At 42.2% G+C, this 20,475-nt stretch carries 13 protein-coding genes and 1 pseudogene; 3 read left to right on the forward strand and 11 right to left on the reverse strand.

Going from position 1 to position 20,475, the window contains the following annotated elements:
• Nucleotides 1-73: 73 nt before the first annotated feature.
• Together ACLHR0_RS02610 and ACLHR0_RS02615 are read right to left on the reverse strand one after the other, a co-directional pair.
• The gene (locus tag ACLHR0_RS02610; RefSeq protein ID WP_436484500.1) at nt 74-2,755 is read right to left on the reverse strand and encodes a CHC2 zinc finger domain-containing protein; all 2,682 of its coding nucleotides are present in this window, start codon (nt 2,753-2,755) and stop codon (nt 74-76) included.
• A complete protein-coding gene (locus tag ACLHR0_RS02615) occupies nt 2,736-2,954 on the reverse strand; it encodes a SymE family type I addiction module toxin (RefSeq protein ID WP_436484502.1) in 219 nt (72 codons plus the stop codon). Before ACLHR0_RS02615 ends, ACLHR0_RS02610 begins: the two co-directional genes overlap by 20 nt.
• A gap of 145 nt (nt 2,955-3,099) precedes the next feature.
• On the opposite strand from ACLHR0_RS02615, the gene ACLHR0_RS02620 reads away from it, so the two are divergent.
• Entirely contained in the window at nt 3,100-3,435 is a 336-nt protein-coding gene (locus ACLHR0_RS02620; RefSeq protein WP_142688496.1) for a helix-turn-helix domain-containing protein, read from the forward strand.
• A gap of 71 nt (nt 3,436-3,506) precedes the next feature.
• On the opposite strand, the gene ACLHR0_RS02625 is transcribed toward ACLHR0_RS02620, so the two are convergent.
• From ACLHR0_RS02625 to ACLHR0_RS02650, 6 genes and pseudogenes are all read right to left on the reverse strand, one after another.
• Nucleotides 3,507-3,782: a hypothetical protein gene (locus ACLHR0_RS02625; protein ID WP_142688651.1), complete on the reverse strand. Its 276-nt coding sequence runs from the start codon at nt 3,780-3,782 to the stop codon at nt 3,507-3,509.
• A gap of 11 nt (nt 3,783-3,793) precedes the next feature.
• Nucleotides 3,794-4,576: pseudogene (locus tag ACLHR0_RS02630) on the reverse strand (RHS repeat domain-containing protein); the annotation flags it as partial.
• Between the two features lie 812 nt (nt 4,577-5,388).
• On the reverse strand, nt 5,389-6,246 hold the full coding sequence (locus ACLHR0_RS02635; protein WP_142688501.1) for a tyrosine-type recombinase/integrase: 858 nt from the start codon (nt 6,244-6,246) through the stop codon (nt 5,389-5,391).
• Entirely contained in the window at nt 6,243-7,142 is a 900-nt protein-coding gene (locus ACLHR0_RS02640; protein WP_436484498.1) for a tyrosine-type recombinase/integrase, read from the reverse strand. Before ACLHR0_RS02640 ends, ACLHR0_RS02635 begins: the two co-directional genes overlap by 4 nt.
• A gap of 140 nt (nt 7,143-7,282) precedes the next feature.
• Complete coding sequence (locus tag ACLHR0_RS02645; RefSeq protein ID WP_436484500.1) at nt 7,283-9,964, reverse strand: CHC2 zinc finger domain-containing protein; 2,682 nt, start codon at nt 9,962-9,964, stop codon at nt 7,283-7,285.
• Nucleotides 9,945-10,163 (reverse strand): SymE family type I addiction module toxin, encoded by a 219-nt coding sequence (locus ACLHR0_RS02650; protein ID WP_436484502.1) that lies wholly within the window; start codon nt 10,161-10,163, stop codon nt 9,945-9,947. Before ACLHR0_RS02650 ends, ACLHR0_RS02645 begins: the two co-directional genes overlap by 20 nt.
• A 145-nt stretch (nt 10,164-10,308) precedes the next feature.
• Between ACLHR0_RS02650 and ACLHR0_RS02655 the strand changes: the two genes are divergently transcribed.
• The gene (locus ACLHR0_RS02655; protein WP_142688496.1) at nt 10,309-10,644 is read left to right on the forward strand and encodes a helix-turn-helix domain-containing protein; all 336 of its coding nucleotides are present in this window, start codon (nt 10,309-10,311) and stop codon (nt 10,642-10,644) included.
• A 71-nt stretch (nt 10,645-10,715) separates the two neighbouring features.
• Here the strand turns inward: ACLHR0_RS02655 and ACLHR0_RS02660 are convergent, their stop codons facing one another.
• Genes ACLHR0_RS02660 through ACLHR0_RS02670 form a run of 3 tightly spaced genes read right to left on the reverse strand, consistent with a single transcriptional unit; the run spans nt 10,716 to nt 16,353 of the window.
• Nucleotides 10,716-10,991, reverse strand: coding sequence for a hypothetical protein (locus tag ACLHR0_RS02660; RefSeq protein ID WP_142688651.1), 276 nt, complete (start codon nt 10,989-10,991; stop codon nt 10,716-10,718).
• An 11-nt stretch (nt 10,992-11,002) separates the two neighbouring features.
• Complete coding sequence (locus ACLHR0_RS02665) at nt 11,003-15,313, reverse strand: DUF6443 domain-containing protein (RefSeq protein WP_436484505.1); 4,311 nt, start codon at nt 15,311-15,313, stop codon at nt 11,003-11,005.
• A gap of 29 nt (nt 15,314-15,342) precedes the next feature.
• Nucleotides 15,343-16,353, reverse strand: a complete 1,011-nt coding sequence (locus tag ACLHR0_RS02670) for a hypothetical protein (protein WP_436484507.1) — start codon at nt 16,351-16,353, stop codon at nt 15,343-15,345.
• 683 nt (nt 16,354-17,036) lie between these two features.
• Between ACLHR0_RS02670 and ACLHR0_RS02675 the strand changes: the two genes are divergently transcribed.
• Nucleotides 17,037-20,345 (forward strand): hypothetical protein, encoded by a 3,309-nt coding sequence (locus ACLHR0_RS02675; protein WP_436484509.1) that lies wholly within the window; start codon nt 17,037-17,039, stop codon nt 20,343-20,345.
• Nucleotides 20,346-20,475: the final 130 nt, after the last annotated feature.

Below are 20,475 nucleotides of genomic sequence, written 5' to 3' on the forward strand. Positions count from 1 at the left end.
AGTCTTTTTCACTGTCGTAGTTGTCGCAGTGGACTAAAACCTTTACTGTGGCACCTCTTACTACGACAGTAACTCACTGTCGTAGTACTGTCGCAGTAGACGTAGTAGATTTTAACCCGGAGAGTATTACTTGTAATTGATCATCTATAAGGCGGGTAAGCTCCTTATATTCATTGCCATCTAAGATAACATATTCAAAACCCTGACGGTGTTTATAACCGCTTACTTGACGGATATAACCGTATTGATGTAACTCCCTGATGTAACGCTGTACGGTACGGGGTTGTAACCGGAACTGCTTTCTTACCTGCTGGGGAGTAAAACTATCCTCCCCTTTATTATGAAGATAATCTTTTAGCTGCTCTAAAAAGATTCTTGTAGCCTTTGCCAGTTCATCACCCTTACTAAACATCACCTCCTTTAACAACTCGAACGCTGACGCAATATCATCCGGCGTAGTTTCAATATAGGGCTGCCCGTTACTATCCCGCTTTACTTCCCGCTGATACTGATGATAAAAGGTAATCGTTTCTATAAACGATAATAACAGCGTCATAGTTCTGCGTGGCTTAAAAATTTGCTCCGGTAGCTGGATACAACCTGCATAAGGATTCACCACCCGTACCGGTTGCAGCACCTGCTGTACATTCTTAAAAAGCTGTTTAATAGCCTGTTCCTGGCTGTAGTTAACGGCTCCCGCACTCTGGCGGGTCTGGTATTCCATTATACGGCGGTCCTGTTCCTTACTAGCATCCACATATAACAGCAGGCAACGGTTGGCATTATCTTCGTATAGCTTTTCCCGCGTCGTACAACCACTCACACTTACCGGGCCGTCTACCGTAACAGTAACCGTTTTCAGGTTGCCTTTATTGTCTTTTAGTGTAACCGTTTTAGTGATACGCTTTTTACTTTGCAGCTCCCGCAAGGGATACAGGGAGGTTTCCGCCCCGTCCAGATCCTCGATCAGCAGCAGCTTATGTTTTAACTCGTCCTGCTTAAAGTAGTAAAACGCATTTTCCGTGATTTGGGTAATCTCTATTTTCTCTCCTGCAGGGATCAGGTCTGATACCCGTTCCTGCAGATAGGTTTTACCGCTGCCACTGCTGCCCAAAAACATAATATGCAGCGGGGTATGTTGTTTGCGGCTGCTGTACACCAGGTAAGCAATCATACGGTTTACTTCTTCCCCTACAAGGCCCGACCTGCCTATATCTTCACCAGTGCGTTTTAACAGATCAGGCGCTTTCAGGTAATTAATAGCTGCTTCACGCTGTGCGGGTGACAACTCCGGTTTAGCTGCTGGCTTAGGTTGCATACTTTCCATACGCTGTACCCGGTAACCTTCAAGCCCATTTGTAAGCTGCGCAATAACGGCCGTAACTACCTGCTGGCTCATGTCATAGGACACTGATACCTGGCTGATTAACCCTTGTGTATGGCTATGGTTATAAAGGTCCAGATGATGGCGTAACGGCAATAACTGTTTTTGCTTATGCTCTATTTTCAGCGTCACCCGCAACCGGTCTAAACCGGTTATTTTAATACCACCTAAAACAGTAATAAGCAATACACCACCATCATAAATTAACAACTCCGGATTAACTGTATTTAGTCTGGTATCACCCTCTACCAATACAGGTGTAGTAAGACTTTCAGCAGGTACGGTTTCTGGTACAGTATAAAAAGACACGGGCTGCCTGCCTTCGATCAGTTCTACCAGGACACGGCTATCATCATGGGATTGCAGCACGCTGTTTATATCCTCACCATCCGGAAGGTTTACTGTAGTGATCTTTACACGGGGAAGCAACTGCAATAACGTGTTACTGTGTTTTATAGTAGCTACTTTTCCTGCATCATCACCATCCAGCATAAAGATAATCTCCTGTAAACCGGTGCTGGCAATGATGGCCTGCTGATGTTCCGTAGTAAGACCATTAGTGCCATACAAGGCTAATACTTCATACGCTGTACTGATTTCCGCTTGCTGTAACAGACTGGCAGCATCTATTACACTTTCTGTAAGTATTAACCTTGTGGCAGCGGGTGTAGGGTAACAGGGATATAGGCCAGACCGTCCGGTTAAATAAAAATGCCGCTGATCTTCATTATTATTGATGCTACGACCATATAGGCATACTATCTTATTTTCATGATTACGTAAAGGGAAGATTATGCACTCCTTTGCCCATACGCTGTAACCATGTACTGCATTAGCTTTCAGCAGCCCATACTTTACCATGCTATTAACCAGGTGGTGGTTTTTACTTTCAATATGTAATCCGCCACTGTTATAACCCATATCATGCAGCCCGTAATCTATACTACGACATTGCAGGTACTGGGTGGCTTTTTTACTGGCGGGTAATGCTTTTTTAAAAGAACTGAACACCTTTGCCATTAACGCTTCCCGCTCTAACAGATCCGCTTCATTACTTAATGATGACGGGATTTCAGATACTCGCATTAGAGGTGCTACATTACCTGCACCCAACAAGGACTTAGCTTTCATAATAGCTTCATGTGTGCTACACTTTTCTATCAGCTGTATAAACCTGATTACATCACCGGTACCTGCATTACAGTTACTACTAAAGCAATGATAGGTGTCTGTTTTAGGGTAAAGCTGTAATGAAGGTGTTTTATCAGGATGGAACGGACACAATACCCGATGATGCTTATCAGGCTGTAAACCATAGTGGATAAGCACCTGACCGATAGACAACTGCTGCTTAATGTCCTTGATTTCCATGACCAGGCTTTCTTTTTATTATCAGTGTTTCTTCTCCCACTGTAATCTCCACCTGATCCCCCACATTAAAACCTGCTTTCTCTAACCATAGCCCACTGACATTGAGCCACGCAACATAGCGCCCGCCCGGATTGTAGCAATCTTTTAATTCCTGATATTTGCCATGCAGCTTTACTAGTCGGATTTGTTTTGTTGCCATGTGGAAAAATATTTTATAGTACTAATTGGTAACAAAAGTAATGGATTGGTTTCAATTAACCAATACTTATTTATTTTGACTAGCCTAAATAAGTAACTAAATTTGTTAACCCCCTGCATTTACAGGGTATTTAAAGTACCTTTTTATGACTTTTGGCGAACACATTGCTACGCAACGTAAGCAGCTTAAAATATCCCAGGACGAACTGGCTAAAAGAGTGGGAACATCAGCACCCATTATTGGACGCTATGAGCGTGGTGAGATCAAGCCTTCTATTGAGATGGCTAAAAAAATTGCAGATGAACTGGGTGTGACCGTGGACTACCTGATTGGCGGTTCTACCAGCATGGTACTGGACAAAAAATTACTTAAACGAATAGAAGATATTGAGGCCCTACCGGAAGAGGAGAAAGAAAAAATTTATTACTTCATTGATATGGCTATCACCTATAACAAAACTAAAAAAGCATACTCCCGCTAAACAGCGAAGCCGCAGGCATTGCCTGCGGCTTCGCTGTTTAGCGGATCCAGTTACGACAATAACATAAGTCTTTATGTTTCTGCTGTTTTTATCACATTTACCATAATAAGACCAGGCTTTATCCTTAAACAAAAGAACCAAACATTCTCAACTCCTTCAACTTTAGCTGGACGTTCATTATTAAGCTCAATTTGTAATTCCGATTTCCCTTTCTCACCTAAAAACTTCACCTGAGACAAATCCAAACTTTTACCCCACAAAATCATAGCAGCATTTATATTAGATCCATTAACCTGACTAATATATGTCCCGCCTCTAAATTCCATAATAAATGTATATATATCCATACCCTAATTTATTAATTACTTCCCTTAGCTTTTCTACTATGATTTTCTCCTGTATTGTCCATTTTCTTCTTTTCATGATCTACAGTTCTCTTTAATTTATCCAATGAGGCCTTGTCATCCTTTGTCTTGTTGGGCTTGCTTTTTAATGCCTCGTATTCTTTTTTTGCCGCCTCATATCTATCTTTTGCTGATTCTCTAGCTTTTTGATTAGCATGTTGCCCATTCTTACCTCCACCATGTTTTTCAGGTATTGTTATGGATTCCATTTTCTCCAGTTTATCAGCAACTTCCGGAGATACCTGAGGCTTTGATTTTTCATCAATGACTTTTTCTGGGGCTGGCAATGGAACTGCTGTCTCATCTTTAGCCGCAGGGGTCACTTCTTTCCCCTTAGGCTTAGCTCCATCTTTTCCCACTCCCTCTGATAACAAATTAATAGCTGTATTTACCGTAGCATAGGTTCGATAACTAAAAAGTGCAACTTCAATTGCCTCAATTACTATTGGAACAAGTACAATAGGGTTTCTTCCATCTGGGTCACCATATCTAACCGGATTATTAAATGCAAAATGATATGGTGTTAAATCTTCCTGATTATTCTCAATTTCAGGATCTATTTGTAAGAATCTTCCTATTTGAGCATTGTAGGTACGAGCATTAAAATCATACAAATCCAACCCTGATCCATCACTGAACTCCCCTGATTGCAACTCATTTCCGTTATATTTCTTCCTATTTTCCGCATAATTACTCCCCTTCAACGCATTCGAACTAATCCCCGCCATTGTCAACCCAAACGGATAATAATAGCGTCTCCTCCAATACCGGTCTCAAAGAACTCCTACCGCCTAAAAATAACGGATTTTATTTTTTCATATGAAAGAAAAAAATCTGATCGGTCATAAAACGCGGTCACCGTCCGGGGATGGATAATGTGTTACTGCTGCTGGTTTTATATTCTCATGTTGATCATAGATTTATCGTTCAGCCTATATTCTGCTGTCCCCCACATCATCCATCCCCGGACGGAAGCGCGATTGTACAAAAGCTGATCAGGGTACTACTGCTGATGTTCACGCAGCTTATTCTTCCGCCGCCGGGCCAGCGGTATAACGCTGATGGCTATATTCTGTCGCCCTAACAAAACGGTCTTCCGCCCCACACCGCCATTCCCCCCTGGCCGCTGCGGCGGCAGCCAGAGCGCAGGCCCTGAAGCGCAGCGGAAGGGCCTAGCGAGGGCGAGCCGCAGCAGGCCGCGCCTTCGTCCTTTATCTCGCCGGGAGCGCCAGCGGACGGCAAAATCAAAAATGGAAGGCCAGGGGGGATAGCGGGGGGCGGACAAAAATGGACAGCGAAGGGATGGCGGGCATTAAGGCAACCACGATTAAAAACAGCCCTTAGCCAGACCGGGAGCTGGACGAACGGAGGGCGAGGGAGCGCAAAAAGCGTGACAGGCCACAGCGCAGCCCCTGGAGCGCAGCGCAAGGGGCAAGCGTAGGACTGGCGCGCCTTTTTGCCGACTAAGCCCGCAGTGAGACCGCTTTTCCTTCAACATAAAGGCTTTATAATAACGGGTAGGGATATATCATTTTAGATAGAACCCGCACTATTTCAACGGATGGTACCGTTGCAAGGCATTTTGAAGATCATCCATGTTGCTGAGTTTATAACGCTGCGTACTACTCACATACCGGTGACCAGCCATATACTGCACCTGTCGCAGGTTGTATTGTTTTAACCAATTTGTTATTACACTGCTCCTGATCTGCTTTGCATCGATCACTTTAGCATTAAGCTGCCGTAACTGCCGCATCATACCACCCACCTGATTTACGATGTTATTAGCACTCGCTTTGCGTTTCTTATTTTCCTGTAGCAACGGACCGGTTTTAAACTTATTAGCTTTTATATAGGCTTGTAGTTCCAGCACCTGCGTAGCTTCCAGCCTTAGCCACCTTTCATTACTATGACTGCTGCCACTAATAAAAACCTTACCTTCCTTTAGGTAAATATCCGTTACATATAGCCGTTTCAGTTCCTCCACCGTTACTCCCTGATGGATTATCAGACCTAACATAATTTTCTTTGAGGCATCTACCAGTAATTGCAACCTGTAACATTCATATAGATGGATCATTTCATCATGGCTTAACAGGCTATTAGGCAACCGCCGGATAATGCCTTTCATAAACAAGCCTGTAGCGGGGTTATCGGTACGTTTACTTTCCGCCACCAGGTAATTAAAGTAATGTCGCACCGGGCATAAGATAGCATTTATCAGGGCTTTACTTTTATTCATGGATTGCAGATGACGGATAAAATCCAGCAGTTCCGTATAACTGATAACATCAGCTGATAACTGCTCCTGTTGTAACCACTCTGTAAGGTAGGCCAGGTACTTGTTGTAAGTGCTGATGGTAGAGCCACTGTGCCCCTTCTGCTTTAGATAATCAGTGAACATCATAGCATATCATTTACAAGGTGAGTATAAATCTGTGTGCTGTCTAATACCTCATGTCCTAAAAAATCCTGTATCTGTTCAAGGCTCATACCTGATTGTAACAAGTGGGTGGCTATGCTGTGCCGCAGCGTATGTGTGCCTATATTTTTGATTAATCCGGCCTTTTTAGCCAGTCCCTTAATACGTACATATAAACTCTGCTTCGTGAGCCCTCTGCCCTTATTTGCGCCTATAAACAGCATTTGTGAAGATGTTTGCAACAACTGAGGGCGGCCATGTTCTATGTATAACCGCAACTGTTCGTAACTGCCACCAGCCATAGGTACATACCTTTCCTTGTACCCCTTACCTTTACGTACATACAATAACCGACGATCTGTAACAACATCGCCTACCTCAAGACCGGCTCCCTCATTCAGTCGCAGCCCACAACCATAGAACACCGCCAGTATAGCTTGGTCACGCAGACCTAACACACTATCATCTGTAGCCTCATATAGTTGCTGGATTTCCTGCACGGTTAACCATACAGGTTTATTTCTGCTATCCTCCAACCATTCCAGATTAAAGCCTATCCCGCTTTTACTGGTTTCACGCAGGTAACGGCTAAACAGTTGTAAAGCCTGCACGTACTTATTAATATGTCCTGCACTATATCCACGGCCAGTACGGATACCGGTTTGCATTTTCAGGTGATCTATATAGCTGGTGGCATCGGCTGCCATTAGCTGCTGCAGCCCCATCTTACCGCGCTGCTCCTGATAATACAGGAACCCACCTACATAACGCGGCAGGTTATATACGCTACACTCCGCATAATTAACCGTTTCAAGCCACTGCTTAAAGCCTGCACATAGTAATACATGCTCATTACTGTGCAGTACGTACACTGTTTCCATAAACAATAAATTTTAATAATAAGGGAGGGACTAACGGGGTAAAAGAGAAGATAAAAATTACTACTATAGTCTTTTTCACTGTCGTAGTTGTCGCAGTGGACTAAAACCTTTACTGTGGCACCTCTTACTACGACAGTAACTCACTGTCGTAGTACTGTCGCAGTAGACGTAGTAGATTTTAACCCGGAGAGTATTACTTGTAATTGATCATCTATAAGGCGGGTAAGCTCCTTATATTCATTGCCATCTAAGATAACATATTCAAAACCCTGACGGTGTTTATAACCGCTTACTTGACGGATATAACCGTATTGATGTAACTCCCTGATGTAACGCTGTACGGTACGGGGTTGTAACCGGAACTGCTTTCTTACCTGCTGGGGAGTAAAACTATCCTCCCCTTTATTATGAAGATAATCTTTTAGCTGCTCTAAAAAGATTCTTGTAGCCTTTGCCAGTTCATCACCCTTACTAAACATCACCTCCTTTAACAACTCGAACGCTGACGCAATATCATCCGGCGTAGTTTCAATATAGGGCTGCCCGTTACTATCCCGCTTTACTTCCCGCTGATACTGATGATAAAAGGTAATCGTTTCTATAAACGATAATAACAGCGTCATAGTTCTGCGTGGCTTAAAAATTTGCTCCGGTAGCTGGATACAACCTGCATAAGGATTCACCACCCGTACCGGTTGCAGCACCTGCTGTACATTCTTAAAAAGCTGTTTAATAGCCTGTTCCTGGCTGTAGTTAACGGCTCCCGCACTCTGGCGGGTCTGGTATTCCATTATACGGCGGTCCTGTTCCTTACTAGCATCCACATATAACAGCAGGCAACGGTTGGCATTATCTTCGTATAGCTTTTCCCGCGTCGTACAACCACTCACACTTACCGGGCCGTCTACCGTAACAGTAACCGTTTTCAGGTTGCCTTTATTGTCTTTTAGTGTAACCGTTTTAGTGATACGCTTTTTACTTTGCAGCTCCCGCAAGGGATACAGGGAGGTTTCCGCCCCGTCCAGATCCTCGATCAGCAGCAGCTTATGTTTTAACTCGTCCTGCTTAAAGTAGTAAAACGCATTTTCCGTGATTTGGGTAATCTCTATTTTCTCTCCTGCAGGGATCAGGTCTGATACCCGTTCCTGCAGATAGGTTTTACCGCTGCCACTGCTGCCCAAAAACATAATATGCAGCGGGGTATGTTGTTTGCGGCTGCTGTACACCAGGTAAGCAATCATACGGTTTACTTCTTCCCCTACAAGGCCCGACCTGCCTATATCTTCACCAGTGCGTTTTAACAGATCAGGCGCTTTCAGGTAATTAATAGCTGCTTCACGCTGTGCGGGTGACAACTCCGGTTTAGCTGCTGGCTTAGGTTGCATACTTTCCATACGCTGTACCCGGTAACCTTCAAGCCCATTTGTAAGCTGCGCAATAACGGCCGTAACTACCTGCTGGCTCATGTCATAGGACACTGATACCTGGCTGATTAACCCTTGTGTATGGCTATGGTTATAAAGGTCCAGATGATGGCGTAACGGCAATAACTGTTTTTGCTTATGCTCTATTTTCAGCGTCACCCGCAACCGGTCTAAACCGGTTATTTTAATACCACCTAAAACAGTAATAAGCAATACACCACCATCATAAATTAACAACTCCGGATTAACTGTATTTAGTCTGGTATCACCCTCTACCAATACAGGTGTAGTAAGACTTTCAGCAGGTACGGTTTCTGGTACAGTATAAAAAGACACGGGCTGCCTGCCTTCGATCAGTTCTACCAGGACACGGCTATCATCATGGGATTGCAGCACGCTGTTTATATCCTCACCATCCGGAAGGTTTACTGTAGTGATCTTTACACGGGGAAGCAACTGCAATAACGTGTTACTGTGTTTTATAGTAGCTACTTTTCCTGCATCATCACCATCCAGCATAAAGATAATCTCCTGTAAACCGGTGCTGGCAATGATGGCCTGCTGATGTTCCGTAGTAAGACCATTAGTGCCATACAAGGCTAATACTTCATACGCTGTACTGATTTCCGCTTGCTGTAACAGACTGGCAGCATCTATTACACTTTCTGTAAGTATTAACCTTGTGGCAGCGGGTGTAGGGTAACAGGGATATAGGCCAGACCGTCCGGTTAAATAAAAATGCCGCTGATCTTCATTATTATTGATGCTACGACCATATAGGCATACTATCTTATTTTCATGATTACGTAAAGGGAAGATTATGCACTCCTTTGCCCATACGCTGTAACCATGTACTGCATTAGCTTTCAGCAGCCCATACTTTACCATGCTATTAACCAGGTGGTGGTTTTTACTTTCAATATGTAATCCGCCACTGTTATAACCCATATCATGCAGCCCGTAATCTATACTACGACATTGCAGGTACTGGGTGGCTTTTTTACTGGCGGGTAATGCTTTTTTAAAAGAACTGAACACCTTTGCCATTAACGCTTCCCGCTCTAACAGATCCGCTTCATTACTTAATGATGACGGGATTTCAGATACTCGCATTAGAGGTGCTACATTACCTGCACCCAACAAGGACTTAGCTTTCATAATAGCTTCATGTGTGCTACACTTTTCTATCAGCTGTATAAACCTGATTACATCACCGGTACCTGCATTACAGTTACTACTAAAGCAATGATAGGTGTCTGTTTTAGGGTAAAGCTGTAATGAAGGTGTTTTATCAGGATGGAACGGACACAATACCCGATGATGCTTATCAGGCTGTAAACCATAGTGGATAAGCACCTGACCGATAGACAACTGCTGCTTAATGTCCTTGATTTCCATGACCAGGCTTTCTTTTTATTATCAGTGTTTCTTCTCCCACTGTAATCTCCACCTGATCCCCCACATTAAAACCTGCTTTCTCTAACCATAGCCCACTGACATTGAGCCACGCAACATAGCGCCCGCCCGGATTGTAGCAATCTTTTAATTCCTGATATTTGCCATGCAGCTTTACTAGTCGGATTTGTTTTGTTGCCATGTGGAAAAATATTTTATAGTACTAATTGGTAACAAAAGTAATGGATTGGTTTCAATTAACCAATACTTATTTATTTTGACTAGCCTAAATAAGTAACTAAATTTGTTAACCCCCTGCATTTACAGGGTATTTAAAGTACCTTTTTATGACTTTTGGCGAACACATTGCTACGCAACGTAAGCAGCTTAAAATATCCCAGGACGAACTGGCTAAAAGAGTGGGAACATCAGCACCCATTATTGGACGCTATGAGCGTGGTGAGATCAAGCCTTCTATTGAGATGGCTAAAAAAATTGCAGATGAACTGGGTGTGACCGTGGACTACCTGATTGGCGGTTCTACCAGCATGGTACTGGACAAAAAATTACTTAAACGAATAGAAGATATTGAGGCCCTACCGGAAGAGGAGAAAGAAAAAATTTATTACTTCATTGATATGGCTATCACCTATAACAAAACTAAAAAAGCATACTCCCGCTAAACAGCGAAGCCGCAGGCATTGCCTGCGGCTTCGCTGTTTAGCGGATCCAGTTACGACAATAACATAAGTCTTTATGTTTCTGCTGTTTTTATCACATTTACCATAATAAGACCAGGCTTTATCCTTAAACAAAAGAACCAAACATTCTCAACTCCTTCAACTTTAGCTGGACGTTCATTATTAAGCTCAATTTGTAATTCCGATTTCCCTTTCTCACCTAAAAACTTCACCTGAGACAAATCCAAACTTTTACCCCACAAAATCATAGCAGCATTTATATTAGATCCATTAACCTGACTAATATATGTCCCGCCTCTAAATTCCATAATAAATGTATATATATCCATACCCTAATTTATTAATTACTTCCCTTAGCTTTTCTACTATGATTTTCTCCTGTATTGTCCATTTTCTTCTTTTCATGATCTACAGTTCTCTTTAATTTATCCAATGAGGCCTTGTCATCCTTTGTCTTGTTGGGCTTGCTTTTTAATGCCTCGTATTCTTTTTTTGCCGCCTCATATCTATCTTTTGCTGATTCTCTAGCTTTTTGATTAGCATGTTGCCCATTCTTACCTCCACCATGTTTTTCAGGTATTGTTATGGATTCCATTTTCTCCAGTTTATCAGCAACTTCCGGAGATACCTGAGGCTTTGATTTTTCATCAATGACTTTTTCTGGGGCTGGCAATGGAACTGCTGTCTCATCTTTAGCCGCAGGGGTCACTTCTTTCCCCTTAGGCTTAGCTCCATCTTTTCCCACTCCCTCTGATAACAAATTAATAGCTGTATTTACCGTAGCATAGGTTCGATAACTAAAAAGTGCAACTTCAATTGCCTCAATTACTATTGGAACAAGTACAATAGGGTTTCTTCCATCTGGGTCACCATATCTAACCGGATTATTAAATGCAAAATGATATGGTGTTAAATCTTCCTGATTATTCTCAATTTCAGGATCTATTTGTAAGAATCTTCCTATTTGAGCATTGTAGGTACGAGCATTAAAATCATACAAATCCAACCCTGATCCATCACTGAACTCCCCTGATTGCAACTCATTTCCGTTATATTTCTTCCTATTTTCCGCATAATTACTCCCCTTCAACGCATTCGAACTAATCCCCGCCATTGTCAACCCAAACGGATAATAATGTGTCTCCTCCAGCAGTGGTCCTGAATTAACCGCTAAAATCACATTATCAAAGAACACTTCCTGGCTACCCTCATTGCTGGTATATACGTACAGAAAGCCGGATTTATCGATCACCATCTTATCCTGGCTGAGCGTCTGCAACTCATCCGGCTCTGCCTTCATCTGCTTTACCCCACTATTCGCGTCCACTAATTTAAACTGATCATCGAATAGCACAAAATTAAGATAGGCTTTTGGCCTGTCAGTATTTGGTTGGTCGGCGTCTTTTTCTTTCAGCCGCTGGTAATCATTATTATAAAAATTGCTGTTAATTGGTGTCTGCCGGGCTGTGGCACTTATACCATGTGCACCTGCCTCTCCCGATCCTCCATTAAAGGCCTGAACCAGGTCTGCCAATATGTTTTCCGCATTGGTTGTTCCATCCTCCTTCTCCTTAGGGCCACCGGATTTATAAAACGCTTTGGCGCTGAGCTGAATAGTATCCCCTGCCATGACACGTAACACAATGGAGGGGCCTATTTTCTTGCCAACACCGGTAGCGGTGAGTTTTGCGACAGACGCATTCTTTCCGGCGCTTTCATCTACCGGATAGCCGGCAGGCTTATCGGCGCGTGTATTGTCAACATTGCTGAACAACGCTGTTTCAGTGGCAGCAGCCGGCGCTTCCATTGTGGCAGCATACATAGAAAAGTCCGTTTGCTCCGTTAACACCATGCGGGTATTTCCCAGGTGATCCTTTACAAAATAATCATACTTGAACGCCAGTGGTTGTCCAGCCGCAAAAACAGCACGTACCCGTCCTTCCTCATGACCCAAAAACTGCAAGGTGTCATTCTGATACACAAAACCATCTATATAGTCTGTGGTAGTAACTTTGGCCGGAGTAACTGTATTATCGGTAACGATTTTTTTGAGCTTGCTCCCCATAGCATCATACTGGTATTTAATCAATCCCTTTCCGGTAATAGTAATACTCTCAGGCAGGTTCAGGTGATTATAACTGATGACAGTAATATTTTTATTATTGTCTTTTGTCAGGTTACCGTTCGCATCGTAAGTATAATCTGCAGTTTCATTATTGGTAATTTCTTTAAAATCACCCAACTGGGTCTGGGTGTTATTCTTGCGGTCGGTAACAAATGATAATTTATTACTGCCGGTATTGTAACCATACTTCAGGCTATCCAGGGTGAGTATCGTCACCCCATTCATGCCCATCTGATTCATGAACTGGATATTACCATTAGCATCATACGCAAGTCCGCCTACAGAAAAATTCTTCTGGTCGCTTGTCCAACCGGTGCTGCCAGTGTTTTGCTGGGTAAAATCGGCTTTTGTTAAGCGGTTCACTTTGTCATAGCCATATCCATAAGCCCTGGCTGTTCCATCCCCACGGCTTTTCCATTTAGCACCAGCAATATTACCATTGAACTGGGAATTGGTGAACCCATAATCATAACTCAGGTCCTGCCCAAACCAATTAGCAGTGCTTCCTGCGGTTGAAATGAAATCTTTATTGATGCTCTTAAGCCAGCCACGAATATTGTATTCATAATTCAGCGTTTCCAATTGGGTGCTGATTCCTGTAACACCCAAACGCTTTTTCTTTAGCTGTCCTAACTCATCATATTCATTGGCAACAATGGTCCTTTCCGATGCGACATCATCATTTAGCCGTTTCTTTATATTGAGCAGGCGCCCGCCCGCATCATATGCTATCATGGTCAGTACAGAAGTCTGTGACGCTGTTCCACTGCGCTTATTGCGGTGACGTAGATAACTGCTCAGCAGCATACCATTAAAGTCATACAAATTAGTGATGACATCTAGTCCACCACTTATGTTATCCGATATTGACTGGATTAAACGCCCTTTATCGTTATAGTGATTGGTCGTGGTAAGCCATTGATTAGTGCCCAGTACCTTTACTTTGGTTCCTGTAACCAGTCCTTTTATCATCGAGCTGGCCACCGGCGGCAAAGCTTCTGCATATGGATTATTACCCGCTTGTGGTTTGGTGATATCCCCGCTGACATAGCTTTGCTTACCCGTGAAGCTATAATCTTCATAAAAAGCATAGGTCAATGGGGTTAGCGCGCTTACCGGGATATTTGGTAGCGGGTTGGAAACTGTAACACTGGTATTACCATTGGTAGCAGCCGCATTGATCTCAGCTGTTATTTCTGTTCCGGTTCCGGAATCGAAACCATCTTCCAAGGTAATGCTATTGGTAGCCTGGTACAGTAAACTACCATCATGAGCAGCCAACACCAAATCAGCAGTACCAGGAAAAGTATAAGGGATAGATTGTGTATTACTGATGGCGGTATTCATAGTGGCCTGAAGCCCTTCCCTGGTGCTGGCGTTGTTATACAGTGCCGTCATGGTAGGCCGGTTCAGCACATCGTAGAACGTGACAAGCCAATTTATCCCTTTCATGTTGCCATCCCGGGAAAAGGCCAGCCTGTCCCTCACATCATACACCATCTCAGTGGAATCAGCGCCGGGTACTTTCTTGACTATCATACGGCTGCGACCATCATAACGATAAATAAAACAAAGCTCTGCCGCAATGCCAGTACTAATAGTCCAGTTACTGATGATAGCTTCCACCGCTTTCGGAGGAATCACAAAACGCAGATTACCCAATTCATCATAAACATAATAAGTACATAACCAGCCCACATGCCCGGTACCAGGTGTGGCAGCTAACTGTATTTTTTTTAATACAACCCGCCCCTCCTTGTCCTTGTATTCCACAACCTGGCTGCCGGCCTCATCGGTAGTGATGGTCTTGAATAGTTGCCCTGCAGCGTATATACGGCCAGCACCACTGGTAGGAATAATGCCACCCACAGCAAAATCCCAGATACGTACAGAATCTGACAGCGCATTTATCAGGTACTGATTAGCAAGCGGGTGGTTACCACCTCTCTCCACGGTAGCCGCATCATTCTTGGCCCAACTGTTACCCGGAGCGTATGTTTTCATTACACGATTCAGCGGCGAAGCTTCATAGTCAACACGATTATAATACACACTTTCTCCTATCACACCGGGCGCCAGGGTAGCGTTCTGGTAAAAAGCTTTCTGCGCATTAAAAGGGTCTGTTTTGAATTTACCATCGCTGGTATTCCCGCTCTGCTGCACGTAGGGCAAATATTTAAACTGCTCCCGGCCAAAAGCGTCATATACAACAGGGCTCACCAGGTCTTTGCCAGAAACGCTCATACTCTTTGACACAGTTTGTAACGGACGCCCAAGTCCATCAAAATATTGTGTGGTCTGCCGTACCTCTGTTACAGGTCGACTGGGCGACACTACATATGATGTATCAGTAAGCGGCGCAGCTGGCTCCCAGATACGTACATAATTAATAGTGGTATTGGTATAGGCTCCCGGTACCGTAGCCGGGGCACCAGCTGGCCGGGCTGTGACATCCGGCTTATTCTGCTGTGCATGCAGTGTTACAGCAAAACCCAACAACACTATAATGAGATAAAATTTATGCATAATATTACTCAGTTCAATAGGGATAACAACTAATTTTTCTTCTTCATTTCCTTCTTTAACGTCTCCAATTCGGCGCGCTGCATAATACTCTCTTTCTTCATTTCAATCATATACAAGGTCAGCTCTTCGATCTTCTGCAACAGTTTCTTATTCATCTCTCCCAAATCTAACCCCTCGCTTTCTATCTCTCTGGCCGAAGGTATCTCCGGTAAATGCCTGTTGGTCTGGATAAAACGCTCTACTTCCTGTAATGCAGGTAGCTCATAGTCCGGATGAAACACAAAATCTGCCCAGCTTCCCTGGGTTACCTTCATCCTTTTTGCGCCAATAGTACCTTCCACTGCAAGCTTATAACTACCGGGAGTCGTAGTACCAATTCCAACATTACCGGCGCTATTGATAGTCATCCTGATGGTAGCGGCAGCACTCAATCGTCCTGTTTCAAAATAGAGGTTACTGCTGGCATTTGCTGCTGAAATATGCAAATCGCTGTAACTTTCAATCACGTTCTTCTTACGATATTCAATCACAGGAAATACAGTACTCGCGCTTCCGATATACAATAATGAATTCGTCACACCCTTATTTTCCAACCTGACAAAATTATCTGTAGTACTATCGGGAGTTTCCACGCTTAATCGCGCGCCTGGGGCTATTGTCCCAATCCCAACATAGCCATTGGGCTTAAAGACCATCCAGGGAGATTCATTGGCGGCAGCTGCAGATGTATTTCCCCCTATGTAAGTATAGGTAACGGTGCCATTAAGCCCCAGAACACCAAAAGAGGCGAGTTTTCCGGTACCGTTGTACGATATTCCAAATTCTCTTGCCCAGGTGCCGGTGAAGTTAACATCCACGTTGATTCCATTTGGATAACCAGTAGGATTAGTAAGCTTAATATTTCCTGCATTTACATGCAACAACGCTGATGGTGAAGAAGTACCAATCCCCACATTGCCTGTTGATGGAAATAAATTTTGGGAGGTTGCGGTTAACACACACAGGAACAACATAACAATGTTCAGAAAAAATAATTTCATAGATATATATATTTATTGCAATTACAAACAAAATTCAAACTTGTCTCTCTTGATTCGATACAGCGATATTACAGGCACCTTTAGTGTTTAGAGTTACTTCGTCTAAGTTGATCTACAATACACTATTACTAAACCACGATTGCCCTGGTTCCATTATCGAAATGTCAGTCTCATATTCCTGAACGGGATAAAAAACCATTTAGTTCGATTAGGGCCAGTGGATTACGAAGGGTTGCGTTAACAATACATTGAACATCTTCATGGGTACAGAAAGTTTACTAAAGGGCTAAAAAATTGTTTAATTCGGCGATAAAAATTCAAAATAAAAGTACATACAATTCATCATATTCTCAAACAGCAGTTGAAAAATAAAATATTTCACGATTCAAAGCAGCCAGTATACAAATTTGCAAGCGTATTAGCAAGTTACCAACGCTACACTGAATATTAAATTTATATGAACTTGGATTCTTTGAAAGGAAATAACTATTTTCACACGAATTATAATCCTAACCGTTAACCTATACTAATTATGAAATATAAATACGCGTTAACCAACATTTCCCCCCTGTTCTTTGGGCTAAATAATTAAAAGCCTTCTAAAGCATTCATGTTCTTTTCACAAACCTGAATGTTAGCACAGCAAATTTATCATGAAATAATAATATCATACTTATATATCTATGAAGAAGATTCTCACGAATTTATTTAGTTGTTTACTTTTCCCATTTTTACTGAAAGCACAATCTGAAGCTGTAACTTTACCTAAGTTGATTACTCCATCACCCGAAGCTGCTTCCATCACAAAGTACGGCATATATCCAGTCAGCCTATTCACCGGTCTTCCCTCAATCGGTATTCCCGTCTACAATATCGCAGTCCGGAATTTCACACTGCCCATCTCATTTGATTACCACGCCGCTGGTATAAAAGTAGATGACTACGCAAGCTGGGTAGGAATAGGCTGGAGTTTAAACGCTGGCGGCGCCATCACCAGAACTGTAATGGGAGTTCCGGATGATGACTCCAATGGTTCATTTTACTATCCGATTAAAAGGGAAAATGCCATTACAGGCGATGACTACAACAATCTGATTGATATCACTGATGGGAAGAGGGATAGTGAACCCGATATCTTTTATTATAACGTTGCCGGTCTGTCTGGAAAATTTGTATTTGGCCCCAATAAGGAAATAAGGTCCATACCGCACAATAATCTGAAGATTAACTACAGTGGCGGCATTTTCTCTATAGTTGATCATAATGGCACTACCTACTGGTTTGAGAAAAAAGCCATTAGCAGTTCATATCCTGAATTCGGTGGAATTAAATATTGGCCTGTTACAAGCTGGCTGTTAACCAAAATTATTCTTGATAACAAAGTAGACACCATTTCATTTGATTATGTAGGATATAGTCAGGGACGAAGGCAGACAATTGATTACAGTCTTTCATTGGGAAGAATGCCTAAACTGGTACCCAGGTCTTGTCCAGATGGGACCTCTGGCTGCCAATATGTAAGCTTTAGCTCTTCGTTTATTCCTGTAAGAAATATTAATTATCAAGAGTTTGAAGATTACTATCTCGATAAGATTACCTTCCCGGGCGGAAAGGTCAGGTTCGTTGCTGGAAAAAATGAACGCCTGGATTTCGGGGGACTAGTACTAGATTCCATTATTGTGGAAAACAATACGAAACCAGTAAAGAAAATGGCGTTGACGCACGATTATTTTTATTCAGATGAAGGCTACAATTTCTTTGCCTCCATCCGGGATAAATACCGATTAAAACTAACTGGAATAAACGAAGTGGGTAACAATCAGGATTCGATATTGCGTCATAAAATGGAGTACGAAGAACAATACAAACTACCCCCTAGAATGAATTGTGGCATTGACTGGTGGGGATATAGTAATGGTCATCCTGAAAATCAACAACTAATCTCTCTCGATGAGATGGGAAGACAGTATAGTTATTCAGATATTATAGGTTATACCACAACCTCTGTAATAAATCCGGCCGCCAATCGCGAGCCGGATGAAAATAATATGCGGGCGGGTATATTAAAAAAGATTTATTACCCGACAGGCGGATATACAGATTTCGAGTTTGAAGCCAACCGCATTCTGGCACCTAAAACAGAGAGCGATCCCGGTGGAAGCTATTTTATAGCAGCAAAGAAGGACGATCCTCCTAATGTCACTTACAGAACAGTTGAATTTATATCCTCCGCTACAATTGGCATAAACGATCCATTGCCCGCAGAATTAAGATTGATTATTCCCTTATGGACAAATGCCACGCAACCTTATGTCCTATTTGAGAATTTAACAACCGGCGCGTCTATAAGATATACCACTGTGGCTGGGGAGCAGGTTTCCCGGACAATTAGAGTCGCCTTAACAGCCGGTCAGAAATACAAAATAACAGCGAATATTTATCCTGATCCATCAGACCCCAACGATGATACTGATGACGAAGTTTTAGTGACACTTACCTGGGCTGGCAGAGGGACTCACCAAGTAACAGTAGTGCAAAAAGGGCCCGGTCTGAGAGTAAAAAGTATTAAATCATATACTGCCGAAAATAAATTAGCAAAACAAGAAGATTATAAATATGGAGAAAATGAATCGGGCAATGGCAACGTTAGTTTTATTACCTCTTTATTTCAAAGCCGTACTTATGAACAAAATTATAATTTTTGCTGGACAGCTTCAGGATCTGATCCGAAGATAAATTCCCAACCATATTCCAGGTTGGAAATACTTAGCAAACCAATCTTTTCATACTCCGACATTGGAGGTAGCAGTATATTTTACCCTGTTGTTACTAAATACGAAATAGGCGAAGGAAGCGACAATGGGAAAACGATTTATAGGTATGATTATGAATTAGACGAAAAAATCGATGCTCATTACCCGGACCCTCAGTTACTTGTCAGCGCTGGCTGGAAGAGCGGTAATCTAATATCTGAAAGTACCTATAAGAAAAAAGATGATGGATATCAATTAATATCAGAAACAAAAAACACTTACCAAACATATTTTTTTGATACTACATATGGTCTTAAAGTAAGACAGAAAATAATATACACAGCCGGAAGGAATTGCATTAATGAAGGATTGCCCGGTGGATACAGATTCAACGATGATTTTGGCTATTTTGAATATCCCGTCGTTTCCGGTGTCAAGAAATTACTGACCTCTGTCAGTAAAACTTTTACGGATAACAATGATAGTTTATCCTCGACCATCCTCTATGGCTATCAGAACTTAATACACCTGCTGCCCACCACTATCGAAACGTTAAACAGCAAGGGAGTCGCATTAAAAAGCATTTTCAAATATCCCCAGGATAAAGCGGGCATAATAGGTATGTCTGCTCAGGAATCCGTCGCAGTAGATTCATTGGTAAGCAAAAACATGATAGAGAAATTAGTCGAAAAAGAGGAATACGAAAATAATATATTGGTCCAAAAAGCACATTACGAATATAGTATTTGGGGTAGCGCCAAATACTTAGTTGCATTGAAGAAATTCAAGCTAAAGCTAGGTAGCGCCTCTTCTGAAGATCGTTTTGAAATAATTGATTATGATAAATTTGGAAATATTCTGGAACAATCTAACAGTAATAACATACATGAAGTATATCTTTGGGGTTATAATGACCTTTATCCTGTAGCTAAAGTTTTGAACAGTAGCTACCCAGTCGTAAAATCTCTAATCAATCCCTCTATAACGCAAAATCCGGTTAGTGATATTGTATTACAGGCAGAACTTGACAAGCTACGCAACAGTACCACTTTAAGTAACAGTCTCATTAGTACCTATTCTTATACTCCTTTGTTGGGATTATCAGGTACAAAAGATGAAGCCGGAAGAAACATCTATTATGAGTATGACGGATTCGGAAGATTGAAGTTAATAAAAGATCAAAATGGGAAGATTCTAAAGTTGATTGATTATCAATATCAACAAGCATTAAATAAATAATATTTAATTGCGTGACACTATCTCCAAACTATATTTTAATTAAAATATAGTTTGGAGATAGTGTCAACTTTTACGCATGTTATTTACGACATTTAATATATTAAGTCAATTCAGGGCAGGACTTAGTATT

This window comes from Chitinophaga sp. ARDCPP14, assembly GCF_051362515.1.
Taxonomy (GTDB): Bacteria; Bacteroidota; Bacteroidia; order Chitinophagales; family Chitinophagaceae; genus Chitinophaga.

Excerpts from the sequence above, each read along its gene's own strand:
- ACLHR0_RS02660 (WP_142688651.1), bottom strand. The coding sequence starts at position 10,991 with ATGGATATATATACATTTATTATGGAATTTAGAGGCGGGACATATATT.
- ACLHR0_RS02650 (WP_436484502.1), bottom strand. The coding sequence starts at position 10,163 with ATGGCAACAAAACAAATCCGACTAGTAAAGCTGCATGGCAAATATCAG.
- ACLHR0_RS02665 (WP_436484505.1), bottom strand. The coding sequence starts at position 15,313 with ATGCATAAATTTTATCTCATTATAGTGTTGTTGGGTTTTGCTGTAACA.
- ACLHR0_RS02645 (WP_436484500.1), bottom strand. The coding sequence starts at position 9,964 with ATGGAAATCAAGGACATTAAGCAGCAGTTGTCTATCGGTCAGGTGCTT.
- ACLHR0_RS02615 (WP_436484502.1), bottom strand. The coding sequence starts at position 2,954 with ATGGCAACAAAACAAATCCGACTAGTAAAGCTGCATGGCAAATATCAG.
- ACLHR0_RS02670 (WP_436484507.1), bottom strand. The coding sequence starts at position 16,353 with ATGAAATTATTTTTTCTGAACATTGTTATGTTGTTCCTGTGTGTGTTA.
- ACLHR0_RS02655 (WP_142688496.1), top strand. The coding sequence starts at position 10,309 with ATGACTTTTGGCGAACACATTGCTACGCAACGTAAGCAGCTTAAAATA.
- ACLHR0_RS02635 (WP_142688501.1), bottom strand. The coding sequence starts at position 6,246 with ATGATGTTCACTGATTATCTAAAGCAGAAGGGGCACAGTGGCTCTACC.
- ACLHR0_RS02640 (WP_436484498.1), bottom strand. The coding sequence starts at position 7,142 with ATGGAAACAGTGTACGTACTGCACAGTAATGAGCATGTATTACTATGT.
- ACLHR0_RS02675 (WP_436484509.1), top strand. The coding sequence starts at position 17,037 with ATGAAGAAGATTCTCACGAATTTATTTAGTTGTTTACTTTTCCCATTT.
- ACLHR0_RS02625 (WP_142688651.1), bottom strand. The coding sequence starts at position 3,782 with ATGGATATATATACATTTATTATGGAATTTAGAGGCGGGACATATATT.
- ACLHR0_RS02610 (WP_436484500.1), bottom strand. The coding sequence starts at position 2,755 with ATGGAAATCAAGGACATTAAGCAGCAGTTGTCTATCGGTCAGGTGCTT.
- ACLHR0_RS02620 (WP_142688496.1), top strand. The coding sequence starts at position 3,100 with ATGACTTTTGGCGAACACATTGCTACGCAACGTAAGCAGCTTAAAATA.